Annotated in this window: 24 protein-coding genes; 16 read left to right on the top strand and 8 right to left on the bottom strand. The window is 53.5% G+C overall.

The features are described from left to right. Nucleotides 1-5: 5 nt before the first annotated feature. Genes nirD through AAFN83_RS04550 form a run of 5 tightly spaced genes read left to right on the top strand, consistent with a single transcriptional unit; the run spans nt 6 to nt 2,502 of the window. Nucleotides 6-317, top strand: coding sequence for a nitrite reductase small subunit NirD (nirD, locus tag AAFN83_RS04530; protein WP_347767448.1), 312 nt, complete (start codon nt 6-8; stop codon nt 315-317). Nucleotides 318-320: 3 nt separating this feature from the next. Beyond that, nucleotides 321-1,337 (top strand): uroporphyrinogen-III C-methyltransferase, encoded by a 1,017-nt coding sequence (cobA, locus tag AAFN83_RS04535; protein ID WP_347767449.1) that lies wholly within the window; start codon nt 321-323, stop codon nt 1,335-1,337. A 21-nt stretch (nt 1,338-1,358) separates the two neighbouring features. Continuing rightward, the gene (locus AAFN83_RS04540; RefSeq protein ID WP_347767451.1) at nt 1,359-1,679 is read left to right on the top strand and encodes an iron-sulfur cluster biosynthesis family protein; all 321 of its coding nucleotides are present in this window, start codon (nt 1,359-1,361) and stop codon (nt 1,677-1,679) included. A 2-nt stretch (nt 1,680-1,681) separates the two neighbouring features. Then, complete coding sequence (locus tag AAFN83_RS04545) at nt 1,682-2,050, top strand: DUF488 domain-containing protein (protein WP_347767452.1); 369 nt, start codon at nt 1,682-1,684, stop codon at nt 2,048-2,050. Then, nucleotides 2,047-2,502 (top strand): V4R domain-containing protein, encoded by a 456-nt coding sequence (locus AAFN83_RS04550; protein WP_347767454.1) that lies wholly within the window; start codon nt 2,047-2,049, stop codon nt 2,500-2,502. Before AAFN83_RS04545 ends, AAFN83_RS04550 begins: the two co-directional genes overlap by 4 nt. An 87-nt stretch (nt 2,503-2,589) precedes the next feature. Here AAFN83_RS04550 and AAFN83_RS04555 read toward each other — a convergent pair whose 3' ends face one another. The 6 genes from AAFN83_RS04555 to AAFN83_RS04580 form a co-directional block, all read right to left on the bottom strand. Then, nucleotides 2,590-3,876 carry an FRG domain-containing protein gene (locus AAFN83_RS04555; RefSeq protein WP_347767456.1) on the bottom strand — a complete coding sequence of 429 codons (1,287 nt, stop codon included), beginning with the start codon at nt 3,874-3,876 and terminating at the stop codon, nt 2,590-2,592. A 38-nt stretch (nt 3,877-3,914) separates the two neighbouring features. Beyond that, a complete protein-coding gene (locus tag AAFN83_RS04560; protein WP_347767457.1) occupies nt 3,915-4,799 on the bottom strand; it encodes a M23 family metallopeptidase in 885 nt (294 codons plus the stop codon). Between the two features lie 52 nt (nt 4,800-4,851). Then, nucleotides 4,852-5,766, bottom strand: coding sequence for a sensor histidine kinase (locus AAFN83_RS04565; protein WP_347767458.1), 915 nt, complete (start codon nt 5,764-5,766; stop codon nt 4,852-4,854). 25 nt (nt 5,767-5,791) lie between these two features. Beyond that, on the bottom strand, nt 5,792-6,553 hold the full coding sequence (locus AAFN83_RS04570; protein WP_347767460.1) for an ABC transporter permease: 762 nt from the start codon (nt 6,551-6,553) through the stop codon (nt 5,792-5,794). Next, nucleotides 6,546-7,469, bottom strand: coding sequence for an ABC transporter ATP-binding protein (locus AAFN83_RS04575; protein WP_347767461.1), 924 nt, complete (start codon nt 7,467-7,469; stop codon nt 6,546-6,548). The genes AAFN83_RS04570 and AAFN83_RS04575 overlap by 8 nt, the downstream gene beginning before the upstream one ends. A 192-nt stretch (nt 7,470-7,661) precedes the next feature. Next, nucleotides 7,662-8,354 carry a response regulator transcription factor gene (locus AAFN83_RS04580; protein ID WP_347767463.1) on the bottom strand — a complete coding sequence of 231 codons (693 nt, stop codon included), beginning with the start codon at nt 8,352-8,354 and terminating at the stop codon, nt 7,662-7,664. 174 nt (nt 8,355-8,528) lie between these two features. Between AAFN83_RS04580 and AAFN83_RS04585 the strand changes: the two genes are divergently transcribed. Both AAFN83_RS04585 and AAFN83_RS04590 read left to right on the top strand, forming a co-directional pair. Then, nucleotides 8,529-8,951 carry a MarR family winged helix-turn-helix transcriptional regulator gene (locus AAFN83_RS04585; RefSeq protein WP_347767464.1) on the top strand — a complete coding sequence of 141 codons (423 nt, stop codon included), beginning with the start codon at nt 8,529-8,531 and terminating at the stop codon, nt 8,949-8,951. Nucleotides 8,952-9,011: 60 nt separating this feature from the next. Next, complete coding sequence (locus tag AAFN83_RS04590; protein ID WP_347767466.1) at nt 9,012-9,593, top strand: NAD(P)H-dependent oxidoreductase; 582 nt, start codon at nt 9,012-9,014, stop codon at nt 9,591-9,593. Nucleotides 9,594-9,747: 154 nt separating this feature from the next. Here AAFN83_RS04590 and AAFN83_RS04595 read toward each other — a convergent pair whose 3' ends face one another. Continuing rightward, nucleotides 9,748-10,665 carry a DMT family transporter gene (locus AAFN83_RS04595; protein WP_347767468.1) on the bottom strand — a complete coding sequence of 306 codons (918 nt, stop codon included), beginning with the start codon at nt 10,663-10,665 and terminating at the stop codon, nt 9,748-9,750. A 125-nt stretch (nt 10,666-10,790) separates the two neighbouring features. Here AAFN83_RS04595 and AAFN83_RS04600 point away from each other — a divergent pair, with 125 nt between their 5' ends. From AAFN83_RS04600 to AAFN83_RS04610, 3 genes are read left to right on the top strand one after another with little or no spacing between them, the layout of a single operon-like run. Then, nucleotides 10,791-12,143: an aminotransferase-like domain-containing protein gene (locus tag AAFN83_RS04600; protein ID WP_347767470.1), complete on the top strand. Its 1,353-nt coding sequence runs from the start codon at nt 10,791-10,793 to the stop codon at nt 12,141-12,143. A 36-nt stretch (nt 12,144-12,179) separates the two neighbouring features. Continuing rightward, entirely contained in the window at nt 12,180-12,824 is a 645-nt protein-coding gene (locus tag AAFN83_RS04605) for a class I SAM-dependent methyltransferase (protein ID WP_347767471.1), read from the top strand. Then, nucleotides 12,821-14,083 carry a GNAT family N-acetyltransferase gene (locus AAFN83_RS04610; protein ID WP_347767473.1) on the top strand — a complete coding sequence of 421 codons (1,263 nt, stop codon included), beginning with the start codon at nt 12,821-12,823 and terminating at the stop codon, nt 14,081-14,083. The genes AAFN83_RS04605 and AAFN83_RS04610 overlap by 4 nt, the downstream gene beginning before the upstream one ends. A 76-nt stretch (nt 14,084-14,159) precedes the next feature. Here the strand turns inward: AAFN83_RS04610 and AAFN83_RS04615 are convergent, their stop codons facing one another. Continuing rightward, nucleotides 14,160-15,224, bottom strand: a complete 1,065-nt coding sequence (locus AAFN83_RS04615) for an AI-2E family transporter (RefSeq protein ID WP_347767475.1) — start codon at nt 15,222-15,224, stop codon at nt 14,160-14,162. Nucleotides 15,225-15,323: 99 nt separating this feature from the next. Here AAFN83_RS04615 and AAFN83_RS04620 point away from each other — a divergent pair, with 99 nt between their 5' ends. From AAFN83_RS04620 to AAFN83_RS04645, 6 genes are all read left to right on the top strand, one after another. Continuing rightward, nucleotides 15,324-16,031, top strand: a complete 708-nt coding sequence (locus AAFN83_RS04620) for a hypothetical protein (RefSeq protein ID WP_347767476.1) — start codon at nt 15,324-15,326, stop codon at nt 16,029-16,031. Nucleotides 16,032-16,275: 244 nt separating this feature from the next. Next, complete coding sequence (locus tag AAFN83_RS04625) at nt 16,276-16,926, top strand: response regulator transcription factor (protein ID WP_347767477.1); 651 nt, start codon at nt 16,276-16,278, stop codon at nt 16,924-16,926. Nucleotides 16,927-17,157: 231 nt separating this feature from the next. Continuing rightward, complete coding sequence (locus AAFN83_RS04630; RefSeq protein ID WP_347767479.1) at nt 17,158-17,427, top strand: acyl carrier protein; 270 nt, start codon at nt 17,158-17,160, stop codon at nt 17,425-17,427. Between the two features lie 4 nt (nt 17,428-17,431). Then, nucleotides 17,432-18,442, top strand: a complete 1,011-nt coding sequence (locus tag AAFN83_RS04635) for an ABC transporter ATP-binding protein (protein WP_347767481.1) — start codon at nt 17,432-17,434, stop codon at nt 18,440-18,442. Further along, the gene (locus tag AAFN83_RS04640; protein WP_347767482.1) at nt 18,414-19,205 is read left to right on the top strand and encodes an ABC transporter permease; all 792 of its coding nucleotides are present in this window, start codon (nt 18,414-18,416) and stop codon (nt 19,203-19,205) included. The genes AAFN83_RS04635 and AAFN83_RS04640 overlap by 29 nt, the downstream gene beginning before the upstream one ends. A 4-nt stretch (nt 19,206-19,209) precedes the next feature. Continuing rightward, the gene (locus AAFN83_RS04645) at nt 19,210-20,043 is read left to right on the top strand and encodes an ABC transporter permease (protein ID WP_347767483.1); all 834 of its coding nucleotides are present in this window, start codon (nt 19,210-19,212) and stop codon (nt 20,041-20,043) included. Nucleotides 20,044-20,048 lie beyond the last annotated feature (5 nt).

Below are 20,048 nucleotides of genomic sequence, written 5' to 3' on the forward strand. Positions count from 1 at the left end.
CGGGCATGGTGAAGAGAAGGGTTTACGTAGCCAAGGTGGAGGAGCTTCCTCCGAGAATTGGGTTTGCGATGACAGTCGATGATAAGAAGATCGCCGTGTTTCGCCTAAGCGACGGCCGGATCAAGGCCCTGGAGAATGTGAGCCCCTACCGACAAGGACCGCTGGCGGAGGGTACCGTCTCTGGTGAATATGTCTACTGCCCCTTGTACGACTGGAAAATCTCGCTTCTGACCGGCAAGGTTCAGGAGCCGGATGAAGGGCAGGTTCCCACGTTCGAGGTTGAAATCGAGCAAGACGATGTTTATGTGTGGGCATAAGCCATGGGAAAAGTCTACTTGGTTGGAGCCGGCTCAGGCGATCCTGAGCTGATGACGCTGAAGGGCAAGCGGTTCCTTGAACGCGCCGATGTCGTCCTGTACGACCGGCTCGTTCATCCGCTCTTGCTGCACCTTACACCGCCTCAGGCAGAATTCATCTATTGCGGGAAGCTGCCGAAGTCTCATACGCTCAGGCAAGCCGAGATCAACCGGCTGCTGGTGCGATATGCCCAAGAGGGGAAGCAGGTCGTGCGGCTCAAAGGCGGCGACCCAGCGATCTTTGGGCGAGTGGCGGAGGAAATCCACGAGCTGGAGCAGCACGGAATCGACTATGAGGTCGTACCGGGAATCACCGCTGCATCCGCTGCAAGCACCTATGCCGGATTTTCGTTAACCCAACGGGGAGAGAGCGGCAGGGTAACACTCGCCACGGCCCATCGGCAAAGAGATGAGCTGTTAGAGGACTTCGCTCCGCTTGTTCAAGGGGGAACCCTCTGCTTCTATATGGGGGTAGAGAACCTGCGGGTAATCGGTGCGAAGTTGCAGGAGCAGGGTGTCCCGTGCGACATGCCCGTCGCTATACTTGAGTGGGCTACCTGGGGCAGACAACGAGTCCGGACCGGGACGATCGCCACGATAGCGGATCAGCTGGAACAAGACCCTTTCGAGCATCCCGCGATGATTGTCGTCGGTGAGGTCATTCGTCAGCGGAAGTCCTCCAGCTGGTTCGAGGGGCTGCCCTCCTTCGGGGTGAGGCGGCTGCTGGTATCCCGGAAGCCGCTTACCTGGGAGGAGTTGACCCGCCACACCTCTGAAGGGGCCGATGTCTGGAACCTGCAGGTTGGCGAAGAGCGGGATCGACGCTTTGATGAGATATCGGTCCGTTATATGAAGGAGCATTCGTTCCCTTCGGTGATCTTCACCGAGGAGGGGCTCGAAGAAGCTTATCGGGCCTGGATGGAGGAGCACCAAATGGATGGCGTTCCTTCGCCAAGTCCAAGGGAACCGCGCATGGTGTGATCGAAAGGAGGCTGACAAGCGTTGAAGATTGAACTGAACGCATACACGGAACAAAAGCTGCGTGAGGAGCGGGGAGAAGCGCCTGGCTGCTTCAAGCTCTTTTATGACACGCAGGACTGCGGCTGCAATGGAGTCTTGGTCATCCAGATTGTGAGCGAGCCGCTTCCCACCGATATTCAGGCTTCGGAAGCTCAACTCCCGTTTGTGGTGGATCGTCAGCAGCGTCCCCTGTTTGATGAGACGATGAGGATCGAGGCCGATCCAACCTATCCCTCCTTCAAGGTGACCAGTGATGCCTCCTTGTTCAGCACCAATGTTCGCGTTCAGGACTTGCGCGGATAACGATGCTGCAGATTAAGCGAATCTATGAACCGCCGTTCACTCAAGATGGGGTGCGGGTCTTGGTGGATCGCCTTTGGCCGCGCGGAATCCTCAAGAAAGACGCATGCTTGTCGGACTGGTTGAAGGATATTGCGCCGTCTCCCGGGCTGCGGCAATGGTTTGGTCATCAGCCTGAGCGCTTTGATGCTTTTGCAGAGCGATATCGGGAAGAGCTGACGGCTGAACGGCAACAAGCTGCCTTGGACAAGTTGGGCCGCATGATGAAGGAAGGGCCTGTCACCTTGCTGTATGCCGCTCGCGATCCGGTTCATAACCATGCGATCGTCTTGCAGCGGGTTCTACAGGACAGAAGGGGGAGCAAGCCGGAATGAAAGAGAAATTTACTTATGACGATATGAAGCTCATTACCCGAGATAAGCTGGGAAATCAAGTCCCGCTGGAGCTGTTCCGGATGATTCGTCTCATTGGCATGCACCAGGCGCTGCCGATGGAGGGCAAGGGGACCACGGTCACCATCGGCCGCAAGATCGGCGAGTCGCTTCCGGTGACCTCGATCGAAGACATCCTAGGATTCTTCGAATCCTTCCAGATCGGAATCCCCAGCATCGTCTCCCAGGATGAGAACAAGCTGCGGATTGCGGTGGAGGACTGCTTTTGCAAAGGGCTGCCGGTCATGGAGGAAAAGATGGTATGCGACCTGGAAGGCGCCATCCTGGAGGGAGCCATCAACAAGGTGTCGAACCGGAAGGTGACCGTCCGCGAAGTCAAATGCAACGTCCATGGCGATGAGCGCTGTGAATACGAGGCGCGGTTCTTGTCCTAGAGATGATGCTCAGTGATATCGTCAATAGAAGAATGTGAAAAGGCTCAAGTGCGGCTGTTCATGCCGCCTTGAGCCTTTTCTTATGGATTAATAAGAGCCTTTAATAAAGTCCGCGACATCATCGATCTCGGGAAAGAGGGTCGCCTTGGTGATGGAGAAGGTGGCAAGCTGCTTCAAAAGCTTCTTTTTGTCCGTTATGATGCAAATTTGCGCCTTGGAGGACTTGTCCTTGTACCTCTTCTCGTTGAGGAGAGCGTCCGAATCAGGCGACAAGCCGCAGATGATAAACGCTCCGTCCTGCTTCACGATCCGATGGTTGTTCTTGGGAGACAGGACCACGTAGCAGTGGATCAGATGCTCTCGAACGACCTCGTCCCGGAAGGCGGGCTTCTCGGATTTTACTTCATGGAGCAGCCGCTGGATACGAGCATTGAACGCTTGCTGACTGACTCCGTCTTCGGTGGCATGAGCCAAAAACTGCTGCTGGTCTTCGTAGGAGAAGAGGGGCAGACTGGCCAGAATCGAGACGGTATCGCTCTGGGGGTACTTGATTTGGGTTCGCTCGACATCAAAGAGAACCAACTCTCCATACTGCTCTGTTTCTTGCTCACACGCAAAATAGAGAGCAACCAGCGGATTTCGGCTGATGTCCAATAACCGGGTGGGCAGCCCGTAATGCTGCATGTGCACGAGCCGCTCCAGGTGGCTTTTGTCCCGCTCAAATTCATGCGGGCACTGAATCATCAATTCGTTGTACATCTCCCGTTCATGCTGTTCCCACTGACGGCGCCGTTTGATCGAAGGGGCCAGCCGGTAGTTGACGAGGGCATGTCCGCGGTAAAAGATCGAATGGCCCGGCTCTTCGATGTCCTTAATGGCTCGATTAAATTGATCGATGGAGGAGACGAAATGCAGGTCGACTCTGGCGCTGTCAAAAAGAACCCCTTGGGAGACCTTCAATGCTCCATTCAACTGATAGTGTTCATCCAACTTCTGAACCAACTCGGCAGAGGCCTGGTTTCGTTCACTTACACTGGAGAAGGCTCGAAATACCCAGTTGATCAGCGCTTGCGCCTCGACCATGGTTAGGGCATGGGGCTGCGCGGTTTCCAGATGGTGTTGAGCAAAAGCAGACCATTCGTCTTCTATGGTCTTCAGGCGAGGATAGGACGCCTTGTAGAGCTCGGCGATAGGAGAGCGTATCTGCCGAAGTGCCGCTGTGAGCTCTTCCTTCTTCGGCCGGGCGTGAAGGTACATCCCGATATCGCAATATCCGTCTGCGCGAAGCTTGTCTCCCATCACCAGCTGGTACGCCTTTTGCACGATGGGATTCCGGTACATGGAATCAAAGAAAAAGAAAAAGTAGAAGATCATCCACCCCTTTCATGGTAGTCTTGATCGTTCCCCCGCTCCTATCGACTGGGAGTAACGACGGTGCCTTTTTCAGGCATAGGTCCTGCATCAATCCCTTCAAAGTAGAGAGGAAGCCCCTCCGCAAAGATGGGATAGATCGTCTGGGTCGGGTCTTGCCGTTGATGATGAATATGCAGATGAGGCTCGGAGGTCGACCCGCTGTTGCCGACCCGGCCCAGGACGTCGCCCGGGTTCACTTGGTCGCCCACGTTGACGGTTACGCTGCCTTTTTTCAAATGATTCAAGAGGAGGTAGGTTCCGGTTTTCTCGATACGGATGTAGACGTGATTGCCTTCCGATGATTGAAAGTCTTCGGTGTTGGGGGCAATGTCGTCCTCATCATCGTAAGCGGCCACCACAGTGCCTGATACAGGTGCGAGGACCTCCCGATTCCATATGCCGTAGGATTCCAGCTTGGGGTCACCGGTGTTATAGGGTTCCATGACCAGATCATAGGCCCAGCGCTCCGATGCCCAAGTAACGTGGGGCAAATTGACGGTGGGTGTATCTCCGCCCCAACCGACCGTGGTCCTCTCCTTAAGCGGCCACTTGACGGTGACGGCAGGCGAGAGGCTATCTGGCTTTGCAGGATAGGCGTAGGGAATGACATTCAAGGTTAAGAGAAGGGGGAATTCCATGAGTGCGCTAAGCAAGAGCGATAGAAGGGAACGCTGAATGCTGTGTTTTCTGCGAAGCTTGATGATGAGGACAATCAGGAAAAATAGAAGCAATACGACGCCAACGAACGGCAGTACCAGCTTTAGCAGTCCCCACGAGACAGCTCCGAACAACCCCTGGAACCAAAACACCGAAGCCCAAAGGACAATCAGCAAGCCAGCGATCAGGACATTCCATATTCCAATTTTTTTATGTAGGGTTTTCATCCAACTCTCCAATCTGAGCACATGTTGTCATCTCTATTAGCCTTCGTCAATCTTAAATCTCGTCTCTTCCTGCTACTCTCCAACGGCAGGTCATGACGAGGGTGTTGTCGATTCGTTCGGCGGTAAGCGTGCCGTTCATTTTGTTCATCAGGCTTTTGGCGATCGAAAGACCGAGGCCCGATCCTTCAGCGGATCGGGTTCGGTCTGCGGTGTAGAATCGATCAAACAGGAGAGAAACGTCCTGATCGGTGAGATGGTTCGCATCGTTAAGGATCGTCAGAACAGCGGCTTCCTGCTGTTGTTCGAGTCTTATGACCACTCGACTCACGGCATGCTTAATGGTATTGACGAGCAGGTTCTCAACGACCCTGCGCACCGCGGATTCGTCGGCCCAGATCGGAAGCGGCTCCTTCGTCAAATGGATAGACGGCGTAAGCTTGCGCTCATTGAAGGAGTCATAGAAGCCAAAGACAATGTCAGAGAAGAGAGCGGTCATCTCGATCCGTTCCGATTTGAGCGGGTAGTCCAGCGATTCGATCATCGACAGCTCGTAGAAATCGTGAATTAAAGCTTGCAGTCGCTTAGCACGGTTCTTGACGATTCCCTGATATTCAAGCCTTTCCTCCGATGTGAGGGTCTCCGACTCGAGCAGCTGGATGTACCCGGAGATGGAGGTGAGCGGGGTGCGAATGTCGTGCGAGATGTTGGCGATTGCTTGCCGGAGCTCATTCTCGCTTCTCCGCTCCCGGGCCTCTGCTTCCACGATCCGATCACTTTGGCGGTTGATCTGTTCGGCGAGCGCTTCGAGCTTTCGATCCATGAGGGAGAGGGTCATGGGTTTGCGGGTCTTCTGTTCGTTATAAAGTCGCAGCTGCTTGGTCAGACGCACCAGCTCCCGCCGAAGAAGGATGTGGCGAAGGAGCAGGACAGCGGCTGTCAGAGCGAGTAGAAGGGTGAGGTATAGCATGTCCGTCCTGCTCCTTTCCTCAGCATTATTTGATTTCTTTGCGGCGGAAGGCGAGAATGCCGAGCAAACCGCATCCGATGAACGTCAGAAGGGGGACCAGCAGGAGCGCGGGCCAATCACCGCTCTCGATGCTCGGCTTGCCGATATCTGCCACCAATTTGAAGATGGAATGATCGTAAAGGGTTTGCACGAATTCCACTTTGGAGCCGATTCCCGCCAGCGCCATGTCGATCATGATGAAGAAGATCACCAGAAAGCTGATCGTCTTGCCGCTGTCTGTCAGGATGACGGTGAACAATGCGCCAATGGCTGCATAACCCGCCGTGTAGAGGAGTGTAAGTCCGAACGCCCGCGGGAGGAAGAGGGAGGACACCCCTTCTGGCAGAGTCCCGAAGCCGGACAGCAGGGACACTTCGATAGTGCTGACGATGGGAAAGACGAGAGCAAGCGCCATCGCTCCGACAGCGAAGACGAGCAGCTTGGCCAGAAACAACCGGCCCCGGGTATGGCCCGACGAGGCGATGGTCTTCATCACGCCGGTGGAGTATTCATTGCAGATGAAGAAGCCGGCCAGAACCGCCACCCCGAATTTCAGGACATAGGCATTGCTGGAAAGGAAAGTCGTCAAAAACTCGAATCCCGTGAATTGGGGAGTTCCGTTGCTTTGCCGATCAAAGTAATACATCAGGGGGTAGAGCAGGGAGATCGCCGCCAGCGTGAACAAGAGCACCCAGAAGGAACGGTTTTTGCGCAGCTTAAAGAATTCAACTTGGATCAGATTAAGCATGGACAGCCCCTCCGATCCGCTTGGTGAAGTAGCTCTCCAGGTCTTCGCCGGTGGGTATGAACTTCTCGATGGTCAATCCCGCAGAGAAGAGAGCGGAAGAGACCACTCCGGGCTGCTCCGTCTGGCTGTACAGCTTCAAGGAACCATCTGGCATCACTTCGAAGTCGGACGTTGCAAATTCGCGGCGAATGACAGCGGCGGCCTTTTCCGGATTGTCTACCTTGATGAGCAGGTACTGCTGACACTTCTCGTCCAGTTCCTTGGCGGTCAACTGCTCCAGCAGCTGGCCTTGGTGAATGATGCCATAGTGGGTCGCCATCAGGTGCAGCTCGCTCAGAATGTGGCTGGAGATCAAGATCGTAATCCCCAGCTCCCGATTTAATCGCTTGAGCAATTCCCGCATCTCCACAACACCCATTGGGTCAAGCCCGTTGGTTGGCTCGTCCAATATCAAAAATTCCGGATTGCCCAGCAAGGCGATCGCCAAGCCGAGGCGCTGCTTCATGCCGAGCGAGAAGTTCTTCGCCTTTTTATTCCCCACTCCTTGAAGCCCGACCTGCTCCAGCATTCGTGGAACGCACTCCTTGCCCGGGATGCCCCGGAGAATCCGATTGGCCTCCAGATTCTCGCTCGCCGACATGTGCGGGAACAAGGCGGGGCTTTCGATGATGGAACCGATTCGCTTCCGGGCTTCGATCAAGGCCTGTTCCTCGCTGGACCCGAACAACTCGATCGATCCCTTTGTGGGGAAGGCAAGTCCGGTTATCATCCGGATGAGTGTGGATTTCCCCGCTCCGTTCTGACCGATAAAGCCATAGATGGCTCCTTTGCGAATGGACATGCTGACCTTGTCCAAGGCGGTGTGGGCTTTAAAGGTTTTGGTGACTTGATTCGTTCGTAATACATACTCGTTCATCTTCGTCTTGGCCTCCTTCCGTTGATAGACCAAGTGTAGAAAGCAAACCATAAGAGGAGCTTAAGGCATTTCTTAAAAATCTCTTAAGGAGCTGCAAGGAAATGAGTATCCGCTTTTGGTGACAAAAGCTCCACGGTTTTGGGAGTTTTGTCAGCAATTTAGCGGTACTTATTTCGTTGCAGTCTCTAAGCCCTATGGCTTGAGCCGATAGCCCATTCCCCAGACGGTTTCGATCCATTCGTGATCCGGAGCGGCTTTGGCTAGCTTGCCTCTCAGGTTGCTCATATGAACATTGATCGTGTTATCGTCTCCGTAATAGGGCTCGTTCCAAGCGCTTTCGTATAAATTGGCTTTGGAAAACACTTTCTTTGGCGCGGACAGGAGAAGCGCAAGCAGCTCAAACTCTCTTGCCGTTAAGGGCAGCTCGTTTCCCTCTGCCGTGACGGTTTTGGTGTCCAGGTTAAGCACGAGCCCGTTATGCTCCCGAATCGCAGGAGGGGCCGGCTGGGCTAATCGCGCGAATAGCCGCAGATGAGCATCGATCCGGGCGGATAATTCCTCAATATCAAACGGTTTCGTGATGTAGTCCACGGCTCCCCCGCGGAGGGCAAGGATCTTGCTTGCCGGCTCCCCCTTGGCGGAAATAATCATGACCGGGGTATCGCCTCGCTCGCTGATCCGTTCGAGGAGCTCCTCTCCGGTCATGCCCGGTAGCATCAGATCGAGCAGCACCATGCTCCACTGTCGCTGCTCCAAATAGAGGAGGGCTTCCGTCCCAGAGAAGGCGGGTTGCGGCAAATATCCGCTCTTTCTCATCATGCTGCACAGCAGCTTGCTAATGTCACTGTCATCCTCTGCGACCAGTATGTGAATCGGTTGAGTCATAGAAGCTCCTTTCGCTTCTGGAGGTTCGAATTCGAGGACCTCGCTGCTTATGAGATCGTTTTCCAGCAGACCCAGCATAGCACAAATTGGTTGTTTGCGGCGACGCGCGGATGGATTTTAGGGGGCTTTTCGAATGGTGTTGCAAATATATAGACGTCTATGTATAATGAAGCCATGCCAAACTACAACGCTTTGTCCATGTTCAGTAAAATTCGAACAGAAGCCTACAAGCTCATCTCGACGGAGCTTGCCAAGAACGGAGTCGCTGATATCGTTCCGGCGCACGGGGATATTCTGGTCTTCCTGTATCAACAGCAGAGGCTATCCGTGAAGGAGCTGGCAGAGCTGCTTCATCGTACGCAGCCGACGGTAACGGTACTCGTCAACAAGCTGGAGAAACTTGGGTATGTGGTTCGATCAAAGAGCAGGGAAGACAGCCGAATCACACTCGTTTCGCTGACTCCGAAGGGAGAAGCTCTTGAGCCCATATTTCAGGCTATTTCGGGCAAGCTAAGAGAGAGGATCTATGGCGAGCTGAGCTTACAGCAGGCGGAGGAGTTGGAGGTTTTGCTGCAGAGGATTTATGAACGGTTTTAAGCTTTTTTTGCCCAAAAGCATAGATATCTATTAATTACAAAAAAATGGAGGTTTTGATCAATGAACCATCTCGTCGTGTACGCTCATCCGAACAACGAAAGCTTCAACCATGCCATTCTGGAAACCACGGTAGCCGCTCTGAAGAAAAAGGGCCATGATGTCGTCGTTCGCGACTTGTATGCCTTGGGCTTCGAACCGGTTTTAACCCATCAGGATCTGGCGACCTTCCATGCCGGGCAAACCCCTGAGGATATTGCTGCCGAGCAAAAGTATGTAACCGAAGCGGATGTGATCACCTTCATCTACCCGATCTGGTGGACCGGACTCCCGGCCATCCTGAAAGGCTACATCGACCGTGTCTTCTCCTACGGTTACGCCTATGCTTATTCGGAGACGGGGATCGCCAAGCTGCTTTCCGGCAAGAAGGGGCTCATCATTAACACTCACGGGACACAGAAGGAGATCTACGATCAGATCGGCATGACCGACGCTCTCAAGAAGACCTCCGACAAGGGAATCTTCGAGTTCGTCGGCATCGAGCCGGTGGATCACCTTCTCTTCGGTGGAGTACCTTCCGTTGGGGAAGATGGGCTTAAGGAAGTACTGACCAAGGTCGACGAAACGGTAAGCAAGTTGTTCTAAATCATAGAATCGGAATAAAATTGGTATGAGGATATGCTTAAAGGAGGGATGAAATGATCCCTCCTTTTACATTTGCATTTTGGGGATGGAAAAAACGGTTGTGATCTCGATGCCGAATCGATAAGATATAGGCAATAAAATAATCGAACCTGCCTCACGAAGCATCCGCTCTTTTGGGTCCAAGCAGCTGCGTCCCCAACACCCCTGCGATGATCAGGGCAGATCCGACGAGGTGATACCAGCTCAGCTTTTCTCCGAGAATCAGAGCGCCGGCCGCAATGGAGACAACCGTCCCCAGGTTGGAAAAGACACTCACCGTCGTCGCGCTGAGCTTGGACAAGGCGTAATTGGCGCTGAGCGACGTCACAAGCGAGGAGAGCAGACCGAGGTAGAGCACCGACAGCAGGAAAGGACCGTCTCCGAGCGGAGCGACGAACGCTCCCCATGTTCCGGAAACGCTATGGCGAATCAAGGACATGGAGGTGAACGCCAGGAAGCCGACTCCGAGCAGCAGGTAGGTGATTTCCCACAAGCTGTAGGTTCTAAGGAGGGAACGGGCGAGCACGCTGTACCCCGCAAAGGCGAGGCACGAGACGAACAGGAGAGCCATTCCGCCCAGACTGGAGCTGGCGATTCCGCCTCCCTTCATCAGGAAGATGAAGACGATGCCTGCTCCCGACAAGAGCGTGGAGCCTTTTTGCAAAAGGGTGGTGCGTTCCTTCAGGAAGATTGCGGCTAACCCCATTGTAAGAATGGGAACGAAGGCGTTGAGAATCCCTGCCTCGGACGAGGTGGTTCGGAGCAAGCCGAAGGCCTGGAAGCCAAAGAAAGCGAGCGGGTAGAACAAGGCAAGCAGGAGAGCGGGGAATACCGGCTTGTTGCGGTAATCGAGCTTGATTTTCCCCATAAGAACAGGAATGGATAACAAAAGGAACGAGACCGCGAATCGATACGTCAGGGTATCAAACGGGGACGCCTGCTTCAAGGCGATTTTGGTAAACAAAAAGGAAAATCCAATAATGAGCGCGTTCAGCAAGGCGCTGGTATACGCGAGCTTCGTTTCCTTCTTCATGGGGAACCCTCCTCTGGCTGTCATGGATCGTATTTGATCGTAAACGAATGACACGAGGAGAACAATCGAAACATCCATCAACTGTACCGGTACAGATAAGCTTCGAGCAGGGAAAGGAAAGGACCATGCGTAGATACGAAGTGATTTTGAGTGATCTGGAGCGGCGGCTAAAGGAAGGGGCTTATCAGGTAACCAAAAAGCTTCCGTCGGTAAGAGAAGCTGCCCTGACGTATGAATGCAGTGTATCAACAATCTTACGTGCCTACGCCGAGCTGGAGAGACGGCACCTTATCTACTCGGTCCCCCAAAGCGGCCATTATGCGGTAAGCGTACCTGATTCGGAACAGAGGGATTCCGAGAAGGAGAAGGTGGATTTCTCATCAGCCTCTCCCGATCCCGAGGTGTTTCCTTACCTGGATTTTCAGCATTGCCTTAACAAAGCCATCGATACATACAAGCATCAGCTCTTCACCTACGGCGCTACCCAAGGCTTGGACAAGCTGAGGTACACGCTCGTCTCCCATCTAGCGAACGATCAGGTGTTTGCTAAGCCGAGTCAGCTTGTGGTCACCTCGGGCATTCACCCCGTCCTGGAAGTGCTCAGTCGAATGCCTTTTCCGAATGGGCGAGAAGCGATATTGGTCGAAAGCCCCACCTATGACCTCTTCTTGCGAGTCTTGGAGACCGAGGGGCTTCCTGTCTTGACCATTCGACGAACGGTAGACGGCATCGATCTGGATGAATTGGAGCAGCACTTTAAAAGCGGAGTCGTCAAATTCTTTTATACGATGTCGCGCTTCCACAATCCACTTGGCACCAGCTTCCACCGGGATACCTGTCGAGCCATCGCCGCTCTGGCAAGCCGCTACGATGTTTATGTAGTGGAGGACGATTACGTAGCGGATCTGGGAGAGGCGGGCGGCTTCCAGCCGATCCACTCCTATGACTCCACGGGGCATGTTGTTTATGTGAAGAGCTTCTCTAAAATCGTGTTTCCCGGACTTCGACTGGGGGCAGCCGTATTGCCAGAGAAGCTTCGGGACACGTTCCTGCAGCGCAAGTCAGCGGATGCCTCTCTGTTGTCGCAGGCGGCCTTGGAAATCTACATCAAGAACGGCATGTATGAACGTCACAAGCGCACGATGATGAGTCAGTATGCGAGTCGAATGACGCTGCTGGTTGAAGCTCTGCGGGAGGAAATGCGCGGGGAAGGGGGTTCCTGGAATGTCCCGGATATGCAAGCAGGCATCTATCTGCCTCTCCTGCTTCCGCAAACCGTCAACCTGGAACGCCTCATGAAGAAGCTTACCCTGCGCAATGTCCTCGTCACCTCGGGCAAAGCCTTTTACCACCAAGAGGCCCGCGAGAGAGACAAGCTGATCCGGCTGAGTATCGCGCGGGCACGGCCGGATCAAATCCGGGGCGGAGTTGGCGTGCTTCTGGAAGAAGTGAAGCGAGAGCTTCGCTGGCCCGTATAAAGGAAGAAGTAGGAAAGAGAAGAAGGAGGAATGACCGTGTCACACGCTTGGGAGCAGGTGGACCTGACCCTGTACGAAGAGCATATGAATCTGGCTTCGGTGCAACAGCTTCAAACGCTTCACGCGATCATGAAAGACCAGCTTGGCCGATATCCGGTCCACTCCGGTGCCATCTGGGGCGTAGCGGGAGGGAATGGACTTGACCATGCCGCGCAATCGCCGCTTGCTGTCGTGTACGGGATTGACATCAACCGCGAGTATTTGCAGGCTTGCCGAGAACGTTATTCCGCATTAGGTGATCGATTGGTGCTGCTGCAACGGAACCTGGCAGAGCCCGATTGTGAGCTGCCTCACGCTGAGCTTGTGATCGCAAACCTTGTGATCGAATACTTAGGGCTTGATGCCTTTTGCAGGCTGATATCCCGTTTGCGGCCAGATTACCTCTCTTCCGTGGTTCAAGAGAATGAGGAGACGGAGTTTGTTTCGCTCTCACCGTATCAAGATGCCTTTGAAGGAATCTCTGCCTTGCATGAAGAGATTAAGCCGGACTGCTTGATTCTTGAATTAGAGCGCATCGGATATCGATGTTTGTACAGAGAAGAATTTCCGCTTCCAAATGGCAAGCGCTTCATCCGCTGTGACTTCACCGTGTCCAAGGAGAAAAATGAGGTGTACCGATGACCAAAGGGAAGGATGACATATCCGAGTTCCGGTTGGAGCTAAAACCGATGGAAGAAGGAGATTTGCCGGAGCTTTCGACCATTCTGAAGGATGCCTTCAATGCCGACTCCCAGCTCTACCTTGGTAAGGACGATGGCCCCCGCGGCTACGACGATGGGCAATTGCTGCGTCGGCTGCAAACGGATCCCGGTCATACGGCTTTCAGCCTATGGCTGAACGGAGAAGATGGAGGGTGCGTCGGGGGGATTGTCTTGAAGGTGAACGAGGAGACACAGGTTCACCAGTTGGAACTGCTGTTTGTTAACCCAAACCTCCATGGACGCGGGTTGGGGGCTATCGCTTGGAAGCGGGTGGAGGAGCATTACCCGAATGCCCGGAGATGGTGCACCGAAACTCCGATCTACTCTCGCCGCAACCTTCACTTCTACATCAACAAGCTGGGCTTTCATGCCGTCCGGCTTCAAGACCCCTTTCACGATGAGAACGGGAGTGTCCTTCTGGAAAAGGTAGTTCCGAAGAGAACTCAGATTGGAACGGGGAATACGGCGACGATTTACCTGGAACAGGGAAGCGTGGTCAAGCTGTTTCATGCGGAGGCCGCAGAAGGAGAAGCCGAGCAAGAGGCGAAGAAGCAGCGAATCGCCTATCGTTTGGAAATTCCCGTACCAGAGGTCATGGATCTGATCACGATCGATGAACGGCAAGCCATTCGGATGGAGCATGTTGCCGGCCCCACGCTAGGCGAGCAGATGCTGCAGGAGTCTTCTACTGCACGAGACGTTTTGACATTAGCCGTTGACATGCAAAACCGTGTACACGAGGCGGATGCGCCGGAGCTTCCTTTATTGACGGAGCGGCTTACCCAAAAGATCGGCTGGGCGAATGGCCTTTCTCCTTCCCAGAAGGAGGAGCTCCTTCGCCGTATGCCGGTTGGAGGCGCGCAAAAGCTGCTTCACGGAGATTTCCACGTGTTCAACGTTGTCCAGACTGAGCAAGGCCTGGTTGTGCTGGATTGGGTGGATGCTACAGCAGGTGAGCCCGCTGCTGATCTGTGCCGATCGTACCTTCTGTATCATGAGCTCTCCCAAGAAGCGGCAGAGCTTTACCTGGAGCTTGCTTGCGACAATCAGGAAGATAGGCGCGCAGGTATCCTGCAGTGGCTTCCCTTCGTGGCAGCGGGGCGCTTGTCAGAGAATCCCTCGCCTGAACAACGGGAGCACTTGATCTCGATTGTGGCGAAGGCGCTGGCGATCCAATAGCCCCCCGAACATCGAGATCAGGCAGCCCGATACCAAAAGACTCCTGCCGGTTCGTCACGGCAGGAGTCTTCTTCATTTAGAGGGAAGCAGAGTCGATGGAATCCTTCGGTTCATCCGGCTCCTCTAGACCTGGCACCGGCTCAATCGGTTGATTGACATTGACAAGGTCGAGCAGGAACATGAAGATCGGGATTCCGATAATCAGCCCCCAGATCCCCATGTAGTGCTGGGAGATGATGAGCACAATGAACGTGTAGAACATCGGAAGCTTGGTCTTGTGAGCGTACAACCGCGGATTGAGGAAGTACGTCTCCAACGCGTGAATGACCAGGACCATCGCGACAGACCACAGAACGGTGATAAAGCCGCCAATTTGGTAGCCGATAATCCCGATGGGAAGAAACGAGATGATGACCCCCGCGACAGGAATCAGGCTGAGCAGGAAGATGAGCACGCCGAGCGCAATCAGATACGGATAGCCGAGCAAGATGAGCCCAATCATCGTGAAGACCGTATTGAATACAGCGATCAGGAGCTGAACCTCGATGACCTTCCCGAAGGAAGAGACGAACAGCCTGCCGTAGTGATCAAATTCCCGGAAAAGCCAGCCGATCTTGCTCGTGCGGAATTTCTCGGTGAAGGTGGAAATGCTGTGCTGCTGGAGCAGATAGAAGAAGCTGAGGATGATGACCATCAGGATGATCTCCAGCCACTTACCGAGCAGCTTGATGTAGCCCATCGCATCCTTGAGGTAATCCTCGTACTTGATCTTCTGGAGCGCCTGATTGACGAACTGCAGATCCGGGTTGTTTTCCACCGTCTCCAAGTAGCGGCTGATGTTGTTGATGAGGTCGCTCACCTGATTGACAATCCGCGGCACATAGTTGAAGATGGCGGAGAGCAGACCGGCCACCAGGAGCACATAGAGCACGACCGTGACCATGGTGCCGGAGATTCGAAAATACTGGTTCAGCTTGCGGGTGATAATCTGCTGAAGCCTTCCCATCACATAGCTGACGACGAAGAGTAGGAGCAGCAGGTTGAGCAGATCCCGAACCGCGTAGAGGAGCAGGCACGCGAGCAGGACGAACACAATTCGCTTGACAACCGAGTGGCTAAAAAACTTCTGGATGGCTTCCAAGGGGTTCCCTCATTTTTATTCAATTCGTTCCTTTCATTGTAACTTTTTTATCAAAGGCGTTCAAATGAATTGTCATGCTTCATAAAGGGGAGATCCGCTTTGTTCCGCAAAACATTCACACTTGTTGTTCTTATCGCGCTTATCCTGACGCTTACCAGCTGCGGAGCCACAGGAAATGCTCATCTGACCATCAAACGCAACGGCAGCGTAGAGCTGGCCACCGATATTCGGGTGGATCAACGCTTGGTCGAATTGGCAGGAAAACAAGCGGAGGAAGAGATGAGAAGCCGACTGAAGAAGTCGGGAATTGAGCTTGAAACCATTGAAGAAGGGGATGCCACCCGATACCGGTTCGCCAAAACCTTCCGTACCATGGAATCCATGCAGGAATCGTTTCCGGATGGAGGCCTTCTCCGTACAGAATCGCGTATTCAAGACCGCTTTTTATTCACTCGTTATGAATACCGTATACAGCCAGAGCTGGATCAGGAGCTGACTACCTTCATGAATACGGCGGGTGCCGGCCTGCTAACCCAGTCGCTCGCCAAGCTGGCGCTGAAGGGAGCTTCTCTCGATTTTCAGCTAACACTCCCGTTCAATTTGATCGAAAGTCACAACGCCGACAGGCAAGACGGGCGAACGCTCACGTGGAATGTTAAGCTGATCGACTCGAAGCCGCTGCATATCGTCATCCTTGTTCCAAACCTTCGTAATGATTTGATCGTCTTGGTCATCCTCTTCGCGGGTATTGGAGCGGGTGGGTACTCGTGGAGAAGGGCTCGAAAACGCAGAAATCGGGAAGTTTGATGGAAATCGACTGCCAAAGTTGGAAGAATGACAGGTTTCTTGTCTTTTTCTCATGTATCCAAAAGGAAATATATGACATCTTTCTCTATAATAGAAGAGAAAGTCCGATTCGTTAGGGAAGCGGGGAGGATGATCAGGCAAAAAAGCATCGGAGTTTTGAGGGTAAGCCGTATATCATTTCATTCGGCGGAGCAGAAGGCGGGGTTGAAGAGAAACCAAAACGATCGATGGGGAGGTTGGAAGGATGATCAAGGTCGTATTGGCAGAGAATCGAAAGATCATGCGGGAGGGAATCCGATTGATCTTGGAAAAGGACGAAGATCTTTCCGTGGTCGGTGCAGCCGCTAGCCTTGAAAATGCGCTCCTCTTGTGTGAGCGGGAAAAGCCGGACATCCTGTTAATGAACGCGGAATTGACCGAAGAGCTGCAGCAAGATCCAGAAAGTGCGAGAATGCCGCATCCAGCAACCAAAACCATCCTGCTGTCGAATGACCATGATGATGAGAAGGTTACATGGGGAATCCGCAGAGGGGTAACGGGAAGTGTATGCTGGGAGATCGATCCGGTGGAGCTTGTCATGACTGTCAAGATCGTGGCGATGGGACTCAGCGTCATTCAAGAGCACACGTTGCAAAATATTGTTCGAAGTCTCAACGATCATTCGGAATCTTCGATTTGCTCGGGTAAGGCGGGGATCCCCATCCCCCTGACCAAGCGGGAGACGGAGGTCATTCGGGAGATCAAGCAAGGCAAGGACAACCGCGAAATTGCACGCAGCCTCTATCTTTCGGAAGGAACCGTGAAAAACACCATCTCCTCCATTTTGAAAAAACTCAATCTTCGTACACGCGTTCAGCTTGCAATCTTTGCCGTCGAGCATGATATCGGTGCATGAGGGAACTCCCTTGCTGAGAAAAAAGAAGAAGGACATCCAGCCAGAAGGTTTGGCCGGATGTCCTTCTTTTTGCATGCAGGAAAGCCGAAACGGGTCATGACTTGGTGACGGTCGGCATCTGTGGAAAACATGCAAAATGCGGTATTTTTATACCAGCAACAGGAAATTAAACCAGATGGAGTCAGATGTTGTCGAACGATTGTCGAATGATGAATGAAAGGAGGGAAGCGAATGATGGATGCCAGAGATCAAATCTGCGATATCGTCGCAATGGTCTTTCGCGTTGAGCCGCAGCAAGTAAAAGCGCGTGCCGACGACGAACCGCTTGGTGCACTCGGCCTCGACTCGATCAACTGCATGGATATTGTGGTCAATCTGGAAGAGGAGTTTGGCATTGTCTTTGAGGATGAAGAACTTCTTCTGGATAATCTGAACACCGTAGGCAAGCTGCGGTCTGTCGTCGAAACGAAGCTTGCCCTTCTAGCGACGGGAGGCGCCTAAGGGAATGACAGCCATTCAAGTGGAAAATCTCGTGAAGGAGTACCGGCTTACGGTGCGGTCGAAAGGAATAGCCAGCTCGCTGAAAAGCTTGCTCATGCCGGAATATCGCCATGTTCGAGCCGTCGACGGCGTAAGCTTCTCTATTGAAAAGGGAGATACGGTCGGTTTTATCGGCCCCAATGGTGCAGGAAAATCAACAACGGTCAAGATGCTGACCGGCGTGCTGACGCCAACCTCCGGCCGCATTGACGTATGCGGGATGAATCCGGAGAAGGAGCGCAAGCGCATCGCCGCTCGCATAGGGGTCGTCTTCGGGCAGAAAACCCAGCTGTGGTGGGACTTGCCCGTCTATGATACCTACGATCTACTTCGTCACATTTACAAGATTCCAAAGCCGGTCTACACCCGCAACCTGGAGATGTTCAGCGAACTCCTGGGGCTTCCGGAATTCTTCAAGACCCCCGTGCGGCAGTTGAGTCTCGGGCAAAAGATGCGTGCGGATATCGCGGCGGCCCTGCTTCACGACCCGGAGGTGATCTTCTTCGATGAGCCGACCATCGGGCTCGATGTAGTGGCGAAGGAGAAGATCCGTGAGTTCCTGCGCACCGTGAACCAGGAGAAGGGCACCACGATGCTGTTCACAACGCATGACATGGATGACATTGAACAGACATGCAAGCGGCTGATCATCATCGATCACGGCAACAAAATCTATGACGGCACGATGAATGAGATCAAGGATACGTTTGGCAAGGACCGTACGCTTTCCGTTGAATTTAGCGAGCCGCCCGGAGCCTTCGTCTATCCCGGTGTGGAGACGATTGACCAGCAGGGCAACAAGCTGCTGTTGAAATTTCGCAAGGACGACATTCTAGTCTCGCAGCTGGTCAGCCGCCTGGCAGAGAGCAATACCATCGTCGACCTGACGGTTCAAGAGCCAGACATCGAGGCGCTCATTCGGGAAATTTACGTTGGGGGGATTCAGATTGAGCCGAGCTTATCTGGAGTTGGCTAAGAAATCCTTTCAGAACAACCTCGTCTATCGGGCGGAATACTTGGCTGGTGTTCTCAATGCGGTCGTCATGATCTTCGTCAACATCTCGATCTGGCGGGCGATCTACGAGGAGGAGGGAGCGCTGGAAGGGGTTCAGTTCAAGATGATGGCTACCTATGTGGTGCTGTCGTTCCTGCTCCAGACGCTCTACGTGATGGATGAGTATTTCGTGGAGGTCAAGGTCCGCAGCGGCCTCATCTCCTCGGACCTGCTCAAGCCGATCAGCTTCCGACTGTTCGTCTTCTCCAACACGATCGGGACGATGATCTTCCGGCTCCTGCTCCAACTGAGTCCAGCACTGCTGCTCTCCATCGTCTTGTTTCAGATGCTGCCGCCCTTTTCCGTCACCATGACGCTTTACTTTGCCATCAGCGCCTTGCTCGGGTTTCTCGTGCTGTACAACTTGAACTTTCTCGTCTGGATCAGCTCGTTCTGGTTCTACTGGACGTTCAGTCTGGTCACGATCAAGGATGCCGCCGTACTCATTTTCTCGGGGGCGCTCGTGCCGGTATGGTTCATGCCGGACTGGCTCGCTGATTTCGTTGAGGCGACCCCGTTCGCTTCAATCTATTCCACACCCATTCGAATCTACCTTGGGATGATCCCCGAGAATGAGATTGTGACAGGTCTTCTCGTACAGGTGTTGTGGGTGGTCATCCTGGGTCTTGCCGGCGCTGTGCTCTGGCACCGGGCATCTCGCAAGCTGTGCGTACAGGGAGGTTGAACCATTGATCAAGCATACGCTCTGGGAGAAGACGGCACTCTTCTTTCGCTATTCGCATCTCAATATGAAGCTGGTGTTGGAATACAAGCTGAACCGAAGCTTGATCACGCTCGCCATCTTCTGCCGGGAGATGATCAGCGTCGTTGTGATGGTGCTGATTCTGCTTCGGTTTTTGCACATTCGCGGCTGGGACCTGCACGAGCTCTTGTTCCTCTACAGCTTCCTGTTTCTTAGCTACAGTCTGTTCGTCTTTTTGTTCGCGGGAATCCGGGACTTTGATGGAATGGTCCATTCCGGGGAATTCGACCGGCTTCTGACACGGCCCATCGGGCTCATGTTCCAGATCATCTCGGCCCGCATCGATTTTCCGGCAACCCTTGGGCATGGCATTGTGGGCGTGGTGCTTTTCCTGAACACCGCTTTTTCGGTCGGGATCGATTGGACCTGGCAGAACGCCTTGTACTACATCCTGGTGATTTTGGGAGGAACCATGATCCAGGCCTCGATCTTTCTCTTGTCGGCCTGCTTCAGCTTCTGGACGATCAAGACGGAGAACATGCGCAACCTGCTGTTTTTTAACTCCCGGCGGATCGCAGGCTACCCGATCACCTTTTACCCGATGTTGATTCAGAAGCTGCTCATTTTTGTCGTGCCGTTTTCGTTCGTGAATTATTTTCCGTCTCAATTCTTTCTTCGCAAGGATGACTTCGCTCCCTTCTGGGAGGGGTATCTGTACCTCACGCCGGTCGTTGGGATCGTGCTGTTCTTCCTTGTGTACCTGATCTGGCGAAAGGGTGTTCGGAGCTACACGAGCACCGGGAATTCGATGTTTGGCTAAGAATC

This window comes from Gorillibacterium sp. CAU 1737, assembly GCF_039888655.1.
Taxonomy (GTDB): domain Bacteria; phylum Bacillota; class Bacilli; order Paenibacillales; family NBRC-103111; genus Gorillibacterium.